Source organism: Methylocystis sp. S23 (assembly GCF_054106005.1).
Genome location: NZ_CM134185.1, coordinates 1,683,055 through 1,698,909 on the forward strand (window position 1 = coordinate 1,683,055; position 15,855 = coordinate 1,698,909).

11 protein-coding genes and 1 pseudogene are annotated in these 15,855 nt (G+C 66.2%); 6 read left to right on the forward strand and 6 right to left on the reverse strand.

Going from position 1 to position 15,855, the window contains the following annotated elements:
• Positions 1-74: 74 nt before the first annotated feature.
• The 3 genes from ACV7JP_RS08365 to ACV7JP_RS08375 are packed head-to-tail and all read left to right on the forward strand — an operon-like array spanning position 75 to position 3,983.
• The gene (locus ACV7JP_RS08365) at positions 75-1,145 is read left to right on the forward strand and encodes an alpha/beta fold hydrolase (protein ID WP_457798766.1); all 1,071 of its coding nucleotides are present in this window, start codon (positions 75-77) and stop codon (positions 1,143-1,145) included.
• Positions 1,135-2,130 (forward strand): ribose-phosphate diphosphokinase, encoded by a 996-nt coding sequence (locus ACV7JP_RS08370; RefSeq protein WP_457798767.1) that lies wholly within the window; start codon positions 1,135-1,137, stop codon positions 2,128-2,130. The genes ACV7JP_RS08365 and ACV7JP_RS08370 overlap by 11 nt, the downstream gene beginning before the upstream one ends.
• A gap of 47 nt (positions 2,131-2,177) precedes the next feature.
• Positions 2,178-3,983 (forward strand): PHA/PHB synthase family protein, encoded by a 1,806-nt coding sequence (locus ACV7JP_RS08375; protein ID WP_457798768.1) that lies wholly within the window; start codon positions 2,178-2,180, stop codon positions 3,981-3,983.
• 6 nt (positions 3,984-3,989) lie between these two features.
• On the opposite strand, the pseudogene ACV7JP_RS08380 reads toward ACV7JP_RS08375, so the two are convergent.
• From ACV7JP_RS08380 to ACV7JP_RS08390, 3 genes and pseudogenes are all read right to left on the reverse strand, one after another.
• A pseudogene (locus ACV7JP_RS08380) lies at positions 3,990-4,976 on the reverse strand (HAD family hydrolase).
• Between the two features lie 29 nt (positions 4,977-5,005).
• Complete coding sequence (locus tag ACV7JP_RS08385; RefSeq protein ID WP_457798769.1) at positions 5,006-5,383, reverse strand: DUF4345 domain-containing protein; 378 nt, start codon at positions 5,381-5,383, stop codon at positions 5,006-5,008.
• Positions 5,384-5,444: 61 nt separating this feature from the next.
• A complete protein-coding gene (locus tag ACV7JP_RS08390) occupies positions 5,445-7,010 on the reverse strand; it encodes an arylsulfatase (protein WP_457798770.1) in 1,566 nt (521 codons plus the stop codon).
• Between the two features lie 146 nt (positions 7,011-7,156).
• Between ACV7JP_RS08390 and ACV7JP_RS08395 the strand changes: the two genes are divergently transcribed.
• The gene (locus ACV7JP_RS08395; protein ID WP_457798771.1) at positions 7,157-8,083 is read left to right on the forward strand and encodes a LysR family transcriptional regulator; all 927 of its coding nucleotides are present in this window, start codon (positions 7,157-7,159) and stop codon (positions 8,081-8,083) included.
• Positions 8,084-8,241: 158 nt separating this feature from the next.
• Positions 8,242-8,742: a bactofilin family protein gene (locus tag ACV7JP_RS08400; RefSeq protein WP_457798772.1), complete on the forward strand. Its 501-nt coding sequence runs from the start codon at positions 8,242-8,244 to the stop codon at positions 8,740-8,742.
• A gap of 90 nt (positions 8,743-8,832) precedes the next feature.
• Here the strand turns inward: ACV7JP_RS08400 and ACV7JP_RS08405 are convergent, their stop codons facing one another.
• Together ACV7JP_RS08405 and ACV7JP_RS08410 are read right to left on the reverse strand one after the other, a co-directional pair.
• Positions 8,833-11,316: a glycogen/starch/alpha-glucan phosphorylase gene (locus ACV7JP_RS08405; RefSeq protein ID WP_457799050.1), complete on the reverse strand. Its 2,484-nt coding sequence runs from the start codon at positions 11,314-11,316 to the stop codon at positions 8,833-8,835.
• 194 nt (positions 11,317-11,510) lie between these two features.
• Positions 11,511-12,497 (reverse strand): OmpA family protein, encoded by a 987-nt coding sequence (locus ACV7JP_RS08410; protein ID WP_457798773.1) that lies wholly within the window; start codon positions 12,495-12,497, stop codon positions 11,511-11,513.
• Between the two features lie 151 nt (positions 12,498-12,648).
• Here ACV7JP_RS08410 and ACV7JP_RS08415 point away from each other — a divergent pair, with 151 nt between their 5' ends.
• The gene (locus ACV7JP_RS08415) at positions 12,649-14,172 is read left to right on the forward strand and encodes a rhomboid family intramembrane serine protease (protein WP_457798774.1); all 1,524 of its coding nucleotides are present in this window, start codon (positions 12,649-12,651) and stop codon (positions 14,170-14,172) included.
• A gap of 127 nt (positions 14,173-14,299) precedes the next feature.
• On the opposite strand, the gene dnaN is transcribed toward ACV7JP_RS08415, so the two are convergent.
• Complete coding sequence (gene dnaN / locus ACV7JP_RS08420) at positions 14,300-15,418, reverse strand: DNA polymerase III subunit beta (protein ID WP_457798775.1); 1,119 nt, start codon at positions 15,416-15,418, stop codon at positions 14,300-14,302.
• Between the last annotated feature and the right edge of the window lie 437 nt (positions 15,419-15,855).

The following is a 15,855-nucleotide window of genomic DNA, read 5'->3' on the forward strand; positions in this document are numbered from 1 at the left end:
CGCCTCGAAGGCCGTCGCCTTTTTGCTGAATGTTCACATATGATAGCCCGCCCTCGATCACGACGGAAAAGGCGATGAGCTGGGACATTTGGACGCGAGATCTCTGGGCCTGGCCGATCGCGACGATGGATCTCTGGCGCCGCGCCCTGGAGCTGCCGCTCGCCGACGCGCGCAAGGAAGGTCCCCAATGGTCGACGCCCGCGCGCCTGATCCTTCGACTCGGCCTGTTGCGCCTCTGGGAATTTGCGACGGACGAGGCGGCGGCGCCCGTCATGATCGTTTCGCCTTATGCGCTGCACGACGCGCAGATCGCCGACCTCGCGCCCGGCCATAGTCTCGTCGCGGCGTTGCTGCGTGGCGGCTGCGGACGGCTCTATCTCGTCGAATGGGCGTCGGCGACGGCGGAAACGCAGCTTTACGGAATCGACGCCCTGCTCGCGGAGCTCACAATCGCCGTCGACGAGATCGGCGCGCCTGTCGACCTCGTCGGCCTGTGCCAGGGCGGCTGGCTGTCGCTGGCCTATGCCGCGCGCTTTCCGCAAAAGACGCGGCGCCTCGTCGCCGTCGGCGCGCCGGTCGACGTCGCGGCGGCGCGCTCGGCGCTGGCGGGGCGGGTCGAAGAGACGACGGATCTTTCGATCGAGCGCCTGATTTTCGCCGGCGGCGGCGTCGTGAAGGGCGATCACATGGCGCCGCTCTGGCCGCGCGAGGAAAGCGAAGAGCGGCGTCTGGCCGACGGCTTGCAAATCGAGCTTCCGACCGACGCTCCCTTCGCGAGGGACGCCGTCGCGGCTTTCCGGGCGTGGGACCGCCGCCGCCTCGATCTGCCCGGGCCTTATTTTCGGGAAGTTCTCCAATATCTCTTCCGCGACAATCTGCTGGCGAAGGGGCGCTTCCCGGCGCTCGGCAAGCGGGTCGAGCTGCGCGGGCTGGACCGGCCCGTCTATCTGCTCGCCGGCGCGTCGGACGCCATCGCGCCGCCGGCTCAGGTCTTCGCCGTCAAGGAGTTCATTGGAGGCGAAGTGGAGACGGCGCTTGCGCCTTGCGGGCACCTGGCGCTTTTCATGGGCCGGCGCACGATCGAAAATGAATGGCCGCGCATCGCGGCGTGGCTTTCAGGCAAGGAGTCGAAAGATGGCGCCTGACGTCGCGCTCTTCGCCCTCGGCTCCAGCCATGCTTTCGGCGCGCAGGTCGCCGCAAGGCTCGGCGCGGCGCTTTCGCCTTTGGAGGCGCGCGCCTTCGAGGACGGCGAGTTCAAATTACGCCCGCTCGAATGCGTTCGCGGCCGCGACGTCTACGCCATATCGAGCCTGCATGGCGAAGCGGAGGCGAGCGGCGCGGACAAGCTGCTGAGGCTCCTGATGTTCATCGGCGCCTTGCGGGACAGCGGCGCCGCGCGCGTGACGGCGGTGACGCCCTATCTCTGCTTCTCGCGCAAGGACCGGCGCACCAAGCCGCGCGACCCGATCGCCACGCGCTATGTCGCGCAGCTCTTCGAGGCCATGCGCGCCGACGCCGTGATCACGATCGACGCGCACAACATCGCCGCCTTCGAGAACGCCTTCCGCTGCGAGACCATTCCGCTCGACGCCCATGCGCTCTTCGCGTCGCATTTTCTTCCTCGCATCGGCGCGGCGCCCCTCGCCGTTGTCTCGCCAGATCTCGGCGGCGAGAAGCGCGCCGAAATCTTCCGGCGGCGTCTCGAGCGCCTGTCGGCGCGTCCCGTGGCCAAGGCCTTCCTGGACAAGACCCGCAGCGAAGGGGTCGTGACGGGCGACATTTTCGCGGGCGACGTGGCGGGACGGGCCGTCATTATCCTCGACGACCTCATCGCCGGCGGCGACACGGTCGCGCGCGCCGCGTCGGCCTGCCGCGCGCATGGCGCGGCGCAGGTCTTCGTCGCCGCGACGCATGGGATCTTCGCGTCGGCGGCGCCCGAAACCCTGCGGAGCGCGCCGATAGACGGCGTCGCCGTCACCGACTCCATTCCCCAACGGCCGAACGATCCGACGGCCGCCGCCCTGAAGGAGAAGCTCTCCGTGATTCCGGCCGCCTCCCTTTTCGCAGAAGCGATCAAGCGCCGCCATGAAGGCGGGTCGATCACGCAATTGCTCGCGGACGGCCCCTGAGGCGTCTTCACGCATTTGCTATATTTCCGCGACAGATTGGACGCGCCATGAATTCCGCTCTCGAAACACGCAAGCCCGACGCGCCGCGCGCGCCGGGGCGCCGCGCGCCGTCGCCCCTCATGTCCTTCCTGCACGCCGCCTCCTTCGAGACGCTCGACCGCGCCGCTCAGGCGACGGCGGCGCGCTTCACGCAGGGGATCTCGCCCCATGCGCAAATGTCCGCCTGGATCGATTGGGCGGCGCATCTCGCGGAGTCGCCCGGCCGGCAGCTCGAGCTCGCGATCGACGCCTTCTCCTCCGCCGCGCGCCTTGCGCATTTCGGCGCGCATAATCTCGTGAGCGACAAGGCGGAGCGTCCCTTCGCGCCCGAGCCGTCGGACAGGCGCTTCGACGATCCGGCCTGGGGGACCTTCCCCTATCTCTTCTTCGAGCAGGCCTTTCTCGCCCAGCAGCAATGGTGGCGGAAGGCGACGCGGGAAGTGCGCGGCATGCGGCCGAACAACGCCGCGCGCGTCTCCTTCCTCGCGTCGAAATATCTCGACGTCTTCTCGCCTTCCAACGCTCCCTGGCTCAATCCGGTCGTCATCGAACGCACGCGCCGCGAGGCCGGCGCCAATCTGCTGCGCGGCGCCAAATATTTCGCGGAGGATTTCCTCGACGCGGCCACCCAGTCTCAGAACGGCGGCAATGGCTATGAGCTTGGCAAGGACGTCGCGGCGACGCCGGGCGAGGTGATCCATCGCAACCATCTCATGGAGTTGATCCAGTATCAGCCCGCGACCGAGACGGTCTGCGCCGAGCCGATCCTGGTCGTTCCGGCCTGGATCATGAAATATTACGTGCTCGACCTCGCCGCGCATCATTCGCTGGTGCGCTATCTGGTCGAGCGCGGCTTCACCGTCTTCATGATCTCCTGGCGCAATCCCACCGCCGAGGATCGAGACATCGGCTTCGACGACTATCGCAAGCGCGGCGTGATGGAGGCGCTCGAGGCGATCAACGCGATCCTGCCCGGCCGCCCGATCCACGCCGCCGGCTATTGCCTCGGCGGCACGCTGCTCGCCATCGCCGCCGCCACGATGGCGCGCGACGGCGACAATCGGCTGGCTTCCGTCACGCTGCTCGCCTCGCAGATCGATTTCAGCGAGCCGGGCGATCTCATGCTCTTCGTCGACGCCGCGCAGGTCGCCTTCCTTGAAGACATGATGTGGGACCAGGGCTATCTCGACACCTATCAGATGTCGGGCGTGTTCATGGCGCTGCGCTCGAACGAGCTCTTCTGGGCGCGCGCCATCACGGAATATCTGCTCGGCGAGAGAGAGCGCGCCACCGACCTCATGGCCTGGAGCGCCGATCAGACCCGCATGCCCTACCGCATGCATGCGCAATATCTGCGCGGCCTGTTCCTCGAAAACAGGCTGACCGCCGGGCGCTACGCGGTCGAGGACGAAGTGATCGCCCTGAAGGACATCGCCGTTCCCATGTTCGTCGTGGGGACGGAATCGGACCATATCTCGCCCTGGCGCTCGGTCTACAAGACGCATCTCTTCACGGATAACGACCTCACCTTCGTTCTCACCAATGGCGGGCACAATGCCGGGATCGTCTCGGAGCCGGGCCATCCGGGGCGCCGCTATCATCTCGGCGTGCGCGCGCGCAGCGATCGCTATGTCAGCGCCGAGCGCTGGCGCGAGCGCGCAAAGCTCTTCGAAGGCTCCTGGTGGCCGGCCTGGGCGTCCTGGCTGACGCGCGCGAGCGCCAAGGAGCGCGTCGCGCCGCCGCCCATGGGCGCCCCGGAAAAGGGCCTCGTGCCGCTGGAGCCGGCGCCGGGGAGCTATGTGCGCCAGCGCTGAATCCGCTCAGCGCGTCGGGGGCGGAAAGATCGTCTTCCAATCGCTTTTCATGCTGACGAGCGTCCAGCCGCGCTTGCCGGCCTCATCCAGCGCGCGATCGAGGCGCCCGACGGGGGATTTGCGGTCATAGGCGGCTTCGCGCGCCGCGTCGTCGTGATGAAGGATCAGGCCGAAGCGCGGTCCCGCGCCGGCGGTCGTCCATTCCAGCATCTGGAAGTCGCCGTCCGAATTGCCGAAGGCGGCGATCGGCCGGCGGCCGATATATTGATTGATGGCGATGGGCTTGCCGGCCTTGTCGTCGATAAAGGCGATCTTCGCCTCGCGCTTCAGCATGGGCTCGCCGTCGACGACCTCATATCGGGTGACGATGGAGGAGCCCACCACCTGCTCGGGCGGCACGCCATAGACGCGTTCCGCGAAGGCGCGCATGAATTCGACGCCGCCGCCCGAGACGATAAAGGTCTTGAAGCCCTCGGCGCGCAGAAAGGCGAGAAGCTCGAGCATCGGCTGATAGGCGAGGCGGTCGTAACGCCGCTTGAATTTCGGATGCTCGGCCGTCGCCAGCCATTGCGAAACCGTGGCCTGAAAAGCCTCCGGCGTGTCGCCGGCGTGCGTCGCCCCGACGATCTCGGCGAAGCCTTTCGGGCCGCGCGCCGCCAAGGCCCTGAGATCTCCCGCGAGCGCCGCCTTGAAGGGCTGCCGCTTGCGCCATTCGGGATGCCGCGGCGCCATCTCCCTGAGGCGATCGAGCGCGAAGAAAGCCTGCGTATAAAGCGGTTATTCCGTCCATAGCGTGCCGTCATTGTCGAAGACGGCGACACGTTCTTCGGGCTTCACATAATCGGGACCGTCGGTTTTGGTCGTCTTGGCGACGAAGGCGAGGATCGCCTGCTTGGCGGGCCCGTCATTCCAGGAGGGCAAGGCGTCCTCGGCGCGCGCCGGCGCGCAAAGGACGAGGAGAAGGACGATGATCGCCTTGGGTTTGAACGTCATGTCAATCCTGCCCGCCATATCGAGGGCGCTCAATCCGGCCGTCGAAGAACCCAATAGCCGATGGGGACGAGCCCGAGCTCCACGAACACATAGAGAATCAATAGCGGGGCCGGTCGTCCGTCGACAAGCAGGCTGATCAGCCGGCCCGAGACGAGTCCCGCGCAGAAGACCACCGTCGTCAGCACAGCCGCTTTGCGGTAGGCGTCGTGAAAGGCGGCGTAGAGCCAGAAGAGCCCGAGCGCGACATAGAGCCCCGTCATGGCCCGGAAAATATGGGCGAGGTCGGCGTCGAGCGACGCGACGCCGAGGAAGGTTCGCGCGAACCAGTCCGGCGAAACGCCGTAGAGCAGCCCGATGATCGAGACGGAGACGAAGGCGAGAAGAAGATAGAATTTCTTGATCCGCATTTGTCACCGCGTCGGCCGTCCATGTCGGGGCCGCCGCGCGTCGCGCGACGGCCTGCGCTTGTCAATGTCCGCGTCCGGCGGCTTCGATCTCCTTCTGAATCTTTTCCAGATTGAAGGAGCCCGGCGTCTGGCTCGGCGGATATTGCTTCATCGACGTCAGGAAATCCGCCGCGAGCTTCTGCAGCGGCACGATCACGAACGGCCTGTCGAGGAACCAATCATTATAGCTGTTCGAATTATGCTGCGAGCGCTCCAGAGGATCGCGGCGCAGATTGAACAGCAGCGGCACGCGCAACTCGGTGAAGGGCTCGCGCCAGACGCCGAACGCCTGGCCGCGATTTTCGAGGAAGACCACTTTCCAGTCGTCATAGCGGATCGCGACGATCTGGCCGTCATCGTTGACATAGACGAACTCGTGGCGCGGCGAATCCTTCGATTTGCCCGAGAAGTAATCGGACATATCCTGGCCGTCTATGTAATTTCTATATTTGCGGCCTTCCAGCTTCACGCCTTTGGCGAGCTTGTCCTTTATCGCGTCGTCGCCGCCAATGGCGGCGAACGTCGGCAGCCAGTCCTCATGCGCCACGATGCCGTTCAGCGTCGTTCCGGCGGGGAAGCGCCCCGGCCAGCGGACATAGGCCGGCACGCGATAGGCGCCCTCCCAGTTCGAATTCTTCTCGCTGCGGAAGATGGTCGTGCCCGCATCCGGCCAGCTATTGTAATGCGGGCCGTTATCCGTCGAATAGAAGACCAGCGTGTCGTCGGCGATTCCGAGATCGTCGACGAGCTTTAGAAGCTCTCCGACATGCATGTCATGCTCGACCATGCCGTCGCTATATTCGTCCTGGCCGGAAATTCCACGGTGCTCCGCCTTCACATGGGTGCGCAAATGCATGCGCGTGCCGTTCCACCAGGCGAAGAAGGGCTTGCCCGCCTTCGCCTGGCGCGTGATGAAATCCTTGACGGCGGCGATCGTCTCTTCGTCGATCGTCTCCATGCGCTTCCGGGTCAAGGGGCCCGTGTCCTCGATCGTCTGGCCGCCCTTGCCGTCGGCGAAGGATTTGATGACGCCGCGCGGGCCGAATTTCTTGCGGAACTCGGGATTCCTCGGATAGTCCAGATTTTCCGGCTCTTCCTCGGCGTTGAGATGATAGAGGTTGCCGAAGAATTCGTCGAAGCCGTGCATCGTCGGCAAATGCTCGTCGCGGTCGCCCTGGTGGTTCTTGCCGAATTGTCCCGTGGCGTAACCCAGGCTCTTCATCACGGTCGCGACGGTGACGTCGGTCTTCTGCCATCCCTCTTTCGCGCCGGGCAGGCCGACCTTGGTCATGCCGGTGCGCACCGGCACATTGCCGCCGATAAAGGCGGCGCGGCCCGCCGTGCAGCTCTGCTGACCGTAATAATCGGTGAAGGACAGGCCTTCTTTTGCGAGGCGGTCGATGTTCGGCGTCTTGTAGCCCATCATCCCGCGGCTGTTGGCGCTGATGTTCCACATGCCGATGTCGTCGCCCCAGATGACGAGAATGTTCGGCTTCTTGCCTTGCTCGGGCGCGGCGCTCGCCGGAAACGCCGTTGCAAGCGCGAAGCCCGCGCAGAGCGCGAGCCAACGGATCGACTGCCGTGTCATGGTCCATTTCTCCCGCAAAAAATCGCGTAAAACGCCGGCTTGTCAGTTATTCGCCAGACAATGACAATGACAGCCGAACCCTCGATCGTCCAATATCAATGATGGTATAGATCGATAACATAGGCGATATGTCAGGACGCCTGTTCATGGTCTTACAGTCATTGCGCCATCTGGAGATGGTTCGCGCCCTGGCCCAGCATCGCCATTTTGGGCGCGCGGCCAAGGCCCTGGGCGTGTCCCAACCTTCCCTGACCCGCACGCTCAAACATCTTGAAGATACGCTCGGCGTCCGACTTTTCGAACGTTACGACGGCGTGACGCCGACTCTCTTCGGGCGGATCGTGATCGAAAGAGGAGAAACGCTGCTCCGCAATCACTCGGAGCTCTTGCGGGAGATCACCCTGACGAAGGGGTTGGACATTGGCGAGCTGACGGTCGCCGTCGCCCCCTTTCCCGCCGAAATCTCCGCTCAGAAGGCGATGGGGATGCTTGCGGCGCGCCATCCCGGCCTCCAGCTTGAGCTCTCGACGACGGACTGGACGCGGGTCGTCGACGACATCTTCCAGGGACGCGCCGATCTCGGATTCGCCGACATCTCCGAAGCCATCGAGCATTCGGAACTGGAGACCGAGCTCATTCGCGCTTCCCGTCTCCATTTCTATTGCCGGACCGGCCATCCGCTTACCGGGCTTTCAAAGCTGCGCCTTGAAGATTTGACGGCGTTTCCGTGGGTCGGGCCGACGGCGCCCGCGCGCATGCGGATGGAGATGCCGCGGGCCGAGAAGCCTTTCGGCCTTTTCAGCGAGGTCAATAATCGCTTTCGACCCCGGATCGTCGTCGGATCCATCCCGGCCGTGAAAGACATCGTCCTCGCCAGCGATGGCCTGTCGGTGACTTTGCCGGCTTTGATCGAACGGGAATTGAGGGACGGCCTGTGCGCCCTGCTGCCGATCGACCTGCCCTGGATGCGCCTGAATTACGGCTTCGTCTGGAAGCGAGGCCGAACCCATTCGCCCGCCGCGGACGCTTTCGTCCAACTCGTTCGCGCCGTTGAGAAGGACACGCCCGCCTAGCGGTTTCCATTTGCTCAAGTCTTTCCGCCGCCATTGCGAGCGGAGCGAGCTTTGTCCTCCTTTTCACCCGATTGTTCCGTCGCGACATGAATTTGCCGCGCGGGCGCGGGAAAGGTTTAACCTCGCCGTCAGGCGCGATTCGCGAGAAGGGAAGCGAAATGGCGACGTTCAGGCATGAAGAGGCAAAGTCCGTCTATATTGGCGAGGGCGCGGAGCTGACGGGCGTCATTCAGGCGCGCGACAACGTTGTCGTCGACGGCTTGTTCGACGGCGAAATCACCTGCAATCTTCTTGTCGTCGGGCAAGGCGGGACGGTCAAGGGAAAGGTCAATGCGTCGAGCGCCGACATTTCGGGCCAGGTCAGCGCCGAGATCGCCGTCAAGCATCTCCTCGCCGTGCGCGCCACCGGCCGCGTGGACGGCAAGTGGGATTGCGGCGCGATCGAGGTTGCGCGCGGCGGCGTTCTCAACGGCGCGGCGCGCGTGACGGAGACGACCAGCGGCGCGCGCCGGGAGGGGCCGGCCCCGGCGGCCTTCCGACCGGATTTTGTCGAGGAAGAGGAATATGAGGCGCCGGCGCCCGCCGTCGTCGCGCCGCTGCGCGAAGCGCCCCGGCTGACCAAGCTCAACCTCCGCACGCCGCGCCGGTCGGTGGGCTGACTCTTTCCTTGATCTTCGCCTTCATTCTTAAATTCGAGCAGGGCGGCCGGGCCTTGGCGCGACCGCCTTTTTCATGCAAGCGCGCCGCCTTCACGCCTCGACCTTCCAGATCTCCCGGGCGTATTCGCGAATGGCGCGATCCGACGAGAACCACGCCACCCGCGCCGTATTGAGAATGGAGGATTTCCGCCACGCCTTCTGATCGCGCCAGCGCGCGTCGACCTTGCGTTGCGCGTCGCAATAGCCGTCGAAATCCTTCGTGATCATAAAATGATCGTAATAGGTGAGCGTATCGACGAGCTGCGCATAGCGATGCCTGTCGTCGGGCGAGAACATGCCGCCCGCGACCGCCGCGAGCGCCTCGGAGAGACGCGCGCTCGCGGCGATCGTCTCGCGCGCGTCGATGCCCTTCGCGCGGCTTTCCTCCACCTCCCGCGCCGTCAGGCCGAAAATGAAGATGTTGTCGTCGCCGACGCGCTCCTTGATCTCGACATTGGCGCCGTCGAGCGTGCCGATGGTGAGCGCGCCGTTGAGCGCGAATTTCATATTGCCGGTGCCCGACGCCTCCATGCCCGCGGTCGAGATCTGCTCGGAGAGATCGGCCGCCGGAATGATCGTCTCGGCGAGGCTCACATTGTAATTCGGCAGAAAGGCGATCTTCAGCAGGCCGCGCGTCGCCGGATCGGCGTTCACGAGCTGCGCGACGTCATTGGCGAGCTTGATGATGAGCTTGGCCTGAGTGTAGCTCGCCGCCGCCTTGCCGGCGAAAATTTTCACGCGGGGCACGAAATCCCGGGACGGCTGCGACTTGATGTCGAGATAAAGCGCCACCGCGTCGAGCACGTTGAGAAGCTGACGCTTATATTCATGAATGCGCTTGATCTGCACGTCGAAGAGCGCGTCGGGATCGGCGCGCACGCCCACCGTATCGAAGATCTTGGCGGCGAGGCGCGCCTTGTTCTCGCGCTTGGCCGCCGCGAAACGCTGCTGGAAGCCGGGATCGTCGGCGAAGGCTTCGAGTCCGATCAGCTTCTCCGGATCGTCGAAGACGCCCGCGCCGATCGTCTCCGCCAGGAGCCGCGACAAGGCCGGATTGGCCTCGAGCAGCCAGCGCCGGAAGGTCACGCCATTCGTCTTGTTGACGACGCGGTCGGGATAGAGGCGGTGGAAATCCTTGAAGACCGTCTCTTTCACGAGCTCGCTGTGCAGCGCCGAGACGCCGTTGACCTTGTGCGAGCCGAGAAAGGCCAGATGGCCCATGCGCACATGGCGGCCATTATGCTCGTCGATGAGCGAGACGGAGGAAAGAACGCCCGCGTCCTGCACGCCCTTCTCGCGCAGCCCGTCGAGATGGACGGCGTTGGCGAGATAGATGATCTGCATGTGGCGCGGCAGCAGCCTCTCCATGAGCGACACGGGCCAGGTCTCGAGCGCTTCGGGCAGCAGCGTGTGATTGGTGTAGGAGAAGGTCGCCTGCGTGATCCTCCACGCCTCCTTCCACTCGACGCCATGCACGTCGACGAGAAGCCGCATCAGCTCGGCGACGCCGATCGCCGGATGCGTGTCGTTGAGCTGGATCGCGTTCTTCTCGGCGAGCTTCGCAATGTCGCCGGTCTGCTTCATGTGCCGGCGGATGAGGTCCTGCAAGGAGGCCGAGACGAAGAAATATTCCTGCCGCAGCCGCAGCTCCTGGCCGGCCGGCGTCGAGTCGCTCGGATAGAGCACTTTCGAGATCGCCTCGGCGCGCACTTGCTCGGTGAGCGCGCCGACATGGTCGCCCTGGTTGAAGGCGTCGAGACGCAGCGGATCGAGCGCGCGCGCCGACCACAGGCGCAGCGTGTTCACATGCTTGCCGCGCCAGCCGACGACCGGCGTGTCATAGGCGACGGCGACGATGGTCTCGCCGGGGCGCCAGACATGGGCGAGCAAGCCGTCGGTCAGCCGCGCGCTTTCGACATGGCCGCCAAAGCCGACGTCATAGGTGATCTCGGGACGCGGGAACTGCCAGCTATTGCCGAAAGACAGCCAATCCTCCGGGTATTCGTGCTGCCAGCCGTCCTTGATCGTCTGACGGAAAAGGCCGTGATCGTAGCGGATGCCATAGCCCATGGCCGCGATCTCGAGCGTCGCCATGCTGTCCATGAAGCAGGCGGCGAGGCGCCCCAGGCCGCCATTGCCGAGGGCCGCGTCGGGCTCCACCTCGCGCAGCCTGTCGAGATCGACGCCGAGCTCGGCGAGCGCCTCGCGCATGGCGCCGGTGAGGCCGAGATTGGTCAAGGTGTCGATGAGCAGGCGGCCGATGAGAAATTCGAGCGAGAGATAGTAAACGCGGCGGCGATCCTCGCGGTAATTGCGCTTCGTCGAGCCGAGCCAGGATTCGACGACGCGGTCGCGCGTCGCCAGCGCCGTCGCCACGAACCAGTCGCGCGGGCTCGCCGTGGCGCTGTCCTTGCCGATCGTATAGGTGAGCCGGCTCAGGACGTCGTCCTTCAGCGCGGCGACGGTGGCGGCGTGGGCGTGATTGGTCGGGTCGATCGCGTTCAAGTCCGTTCTCGCAAGCAAGCCGTCCGGCATGTCGCCGCGGCGCGGCGTCGGGGGCGCGCTGCGCGCCCCGAAAAAAGGGCGGGCCGCCATTTCAGGGGATCAAGCTTGGCGGCGCGCCGCATAACAAAGATTAAACAAGGGAGTTCGCGAGGTAAACCGGAAGCCGGCGGCGGCGCCCATAGTTTCATCGACGTTCGAACATGGTTGCGCAAAAGAGAACGGCGTCAGCGCAGGATGTAATCGATCGCGCCGGCGCGGCGTTCCTCGCGCGCGCAACATCCGACGGCGACGAGCCGCCGGCCCGCGACGCCCTCGCGGCGCAGATAGCGCTCCGCCGCCGCCGCGCGCCGATGCGAGAGCGTATCCTCGACGGCGCCCTCGTCGCCATGGCCGCGCACCTCGATCGTGGCGCTGGGGCAGCGGCGGATGATTTCCGCCGCCTTGTCGAGGGCGGCCGCGACGCGGCGATTGACGGTCGCGCGCGCCGGGCGAAAGGCGACGGGCTCCGAAGCGGCGACGGCGTCGAGCGCGCGCTGGCATGTCGCGGCGTCGAGATCGCCGGCGGGCAAGGCCGCGAGAATCTCCTTGGGATCGCTCGGCGGCGCGATGGTCGCCGTGGCGTCCGATCCGGATTCGCTCGGCGGCGGCGCGGGCTTAAGCGGGCTTTCCGTTTCCCCGACATTGGCGGCGACGATGCGGCGCACGCCCGGCGCGGCGGCGATCCGCGCCATCAGCTTTTCATTCCCGGCGATGGCGGGCGTGGCCGCGACGTCGCGGCCGGAAAAGGAGACGCCGGAGGGATCGACGCCCGACGCCTGCGCCAGCGCCGCCACGCGCTTTTCCAAAACGGCCTGATAAGCGGGCTGCGCCAGATGCGTCGCGCCCCACCACAAGAGCGCGGCCGGCGCGAGGCCCAGCGCCCAACGCTCATGCGCGGCGAAGCTGCGGCGGAAGCCATAGGCGCCCGCGGCGCAGCCGGCGATGAAGGCCGCGAAGCAGCCGAGCGCGCTTTCCACATAGATCGAGATCGCGCCCTGGACCGCGCCGAGCGCCGCGGCGGCGACGGCCGCGAGAAATGCGAGACCCGCCCAGACGAGCCAGCGCGCCGGCCCGCGGCGGGTCGGCGCTCCGGCGGCGAGCGCCCCCGTCGCCGCGCCCGCGAGGAAGCAGGCGGCGAGCCAGGGCCAGAGAAAAACGTAGAAATCCAGCATGGCGCCCTTTTGCGCGGGCCAAGGCCGCGCCTTCAACAATGGGGCGCCGGATGGTCGATCGCAAGCGCGGCCCCCGGATTTGACTCGTCGACAGCGCCTCGGACATGCTCGCGCAAGACTTGTCGTGACTTGCCGAGCGCGCGGGACGCCGATGGATTTTCAGACCATTCTCGCCGTCAATCTGATGGCGCTTTCCGCCCTGTCGCTACTCCTCGGCCTGTTGCAGCGCCGGCGCGAGCTGCGCTCCTTCGCGGCGGCGAACGCGCTGGTGCTCGTCGTCGGCGGCTTCGCGCTGTGGAGCTTTCCGCAGGAGGCCGGGGGCCTCGTCTCGCTCGTCTTTCTTCCGCTCATCGCCGCGCCGACGGCGTTCGGCGCCCTTCAGGCGCGCTACGCCCGCGCCGGGCGGCTGGAGGCGGCGGCGCGCTGCGCCGATCTCGTCGCCTTTTTTCATCCGACGCCGGCCATGCGTCTTTCCGCCGCCTTCGCCCGCGCCGCCGCCATCGAGGATCCTCGCGAGAAGGCCCGGGCTTTCGCCGCGCTCGCCGCGCGGGCGCCGGCGGAGCAGGCGGCGGCGATCGAGACGCGCCTCCTCGCCGACCGCGGCGATTGGGAAAAAGCGCTCGTCCTCGCGCAGAATCCGGAGAACGCCCGCCAGCTTTCAGGCTATCGCCTGCGCGCGCTGGGGGAGACCGGCCGCATCGAGGAGATGATCCGCGACTATGCGCGCTCCGCCGACTCGACGCCGCTGGAGCAGACGGTCTTTTCCTGGCTCTTCGTTCTCGCTTTCGCCGGACGCCCGCGCGAGGTGGAAGAGCTCGCGGCGCGCGTGATGCGTCTCGACGCCGACACGGCAGATTACTGGGTCGCCGTCGCCAAGCGCCATGCCGGCGACGAGGCGGGCGCGCGGGCGGAGTTTGAAGGCCTCGCCATGAGCCGCAAGGAGACGCCCGCGGCCATCGCCGCGCGGCGCCAGCTCGCCAGGATTTCCGTGGCGCCCCCGCATCTGTCGTCGCGCGCGCGGGAGATCGTCGAGGGCGTCGCCCTGCGCGTCGCGGCGGAAAGCGCGAGACAGGCGCGCGGCTGGCGGCTGCCGCCCGTGACCCTGCTGCTCGTCATCGCCAATTCCGCCGCCTTCGCCGCGGAATTGGCGCTGGGCGGCTCGCAGGACGCCGGGACGCTGATCCGTCTCGGCGCGCTCTGGGCGCCGCTCGCCCTGCATGGGGAAGGCTGGCGCGTGCTGACCTCGACCTTCCTGCATTACGGGCCGCTGCATTTCGCGCTCAATATGATGATGCTGGCGCTGATCGGCCGCGAGCTGGAGCATGAGGTTGGATCGCCGCGCGTTTTCGCCGTCTATCTCGGCGGCGCGCTCTTCTCCTCGGTCTTCGTGCTCGCTCTGATGGCGAGCGGGCTCGTGGGCTACGGGCTCTATGTCGGCGCGTCGGGCGCCATCTTCGCGCTGTTCGGCGTCGTGGGCGCGCTACGCGTCAAGGACTGGCTGCGCCACCGCGCCAGTCTCGACGCCTTCCGCGCCACGGCGCTGGGCCTCGCCATGCTGGCGCAGATCGCCGCCGACTTCCTGCTGCCCATGTCGAGCCTCGCCGCCCATCTCTCGGGCTTCGGCTTCGGGCTCTTCGCCGGGACGTTTATCAACCCTAAGCGGCCCTTGCGCTAGCCGCGCTCCTGTCATCCCCGGCGCTTCGCAAAGCGAAGCGCCGGGGATCCAGAGTCGCCTCCAAGGGTTTCACATCGTTGCTTCTGGATTCCCGGTCGCGCTTCGCGCCCCGGGAATGACAGGAACGTCAAACCCGCATCGGCATCAGCACGTAAAGCGCGCTTGCGCCGTCCCGGTCCTGGATCAGCGTCGGCGAGCCCGGATCGGCGAGCTTGAAGAGCGCCGTGTCGCTGTCGAGCTGCTGCGTGATGTCGAGCAGATAGCGGGCGTTGAAGCCGACGTCGAGCGGCTCGCCGTCATAATCCGCCTCAATCTCCTCGACCGCCGAGCCTTGATCCGGGTTCGTCACCGAAAGCACGAGCTTGCCCGAAGTGAGCGCGAGCTTCACAGCGCGGCCGCGTTCGGAGGAGATGGTCGAGACGCGGTCGACCGCCTTGGCGAAGGCGTCGCGCTCCACCGTGAGGCGCTTGTCGTTATTGGCCGGAATGACCCGGGCGTAATCCGGAAAGGTGCCGTCGATGAGCTTGGTCGTCAGCAGCGCGTCGCCGAAGGAGAAGCGCATCTTGTTGGTCGAAAGCTCCACGAGCACGTCGCTTTGCGCGTCCTCGATAAGCTTCTGCGCTTCCTGCACCGCCTTGCGCGGCAGGATCACGCCCGGCATGCCGGCGCAGCCTTCCGGAGCCGGCAATTCGAGCCGCGCGAGACGATGGCCGTCCGTCGCCACGGCGCGCAGCATGAGCTGGCCGTCGACCTCCATGGCGTGGATGTAGATGCCGTTGAGGTAATAGCGGGTCTCCTCGTTGGAGATCGCGAATTGCGTCTTCTCGATCAGCCGCTTGAGGTCGGCCGGCGGCAGGGAGAACTTATGGCTGAACTCGCCCGAGGTGACGTCGGGAAAATCGCTCTCCGGCAGGGTGGAGAGGTTGAAGCGCGAGCGGCCGGAGCGCAGCGCGAGCTGGCCGGTCTCGCCGCTCGCGTCGAGCGACGCCTGCGCCCCCTCAGGGAGCTTGCGGACAATGTCGTAGAGCGTATGCGCGGGCAGGGTCGTGGCGCCCGCCTGTCCCACTTCGGCGGCGGTCTTCTCGGTGATTTCGAGGTCGAGATCCGTGGCCTTCAGCGTCAGCGCGCCGTCGCGCGCGTCGATAAGCACATTGGCGAGAATCGGAATGGTGGTGCGGCGTTCGACGACACGGTGAACATGGCCGAGCGCCCGCAACAGCGCCGCTCTCTCGATCGTGACCTTCATCGCCGCAATACCGTCCGCGTCTTATTGGGCGCTTCGCGCCGGGGGCGGAGACTTTGACAAGGCGGGCAAGGAATCGCAAGGGGCGGCGGGCCGGGGCTTGTGGAGAATTTCAGCGGGCCGGCCCCCCTCTCCCCGTGAAAACGGGGAGAGGGCTGGGGTGAGGGGCGAGGCGACAACGCGAAAATCACCAATTTGCTATAGAATTCAACCGACAATCCCATTCGCATGGCGGCTTTGCCCCTCACCCTGCCCTCTCCCCGCGAGCCTACCGCATTCACACATCTTGGTTGCATGTGGCCTGGGCGTCTGATTCCATTTGAAGGAATCGGAGGGACGGACGATGGACGGACGGACGCTGGGTCGCTTTGGCGACGCGCGACTGGAAAAGGGGGCCTTTCTGCTTTCCCGGCTGGTGGCGGAGGGCGGCGGGGGCATAC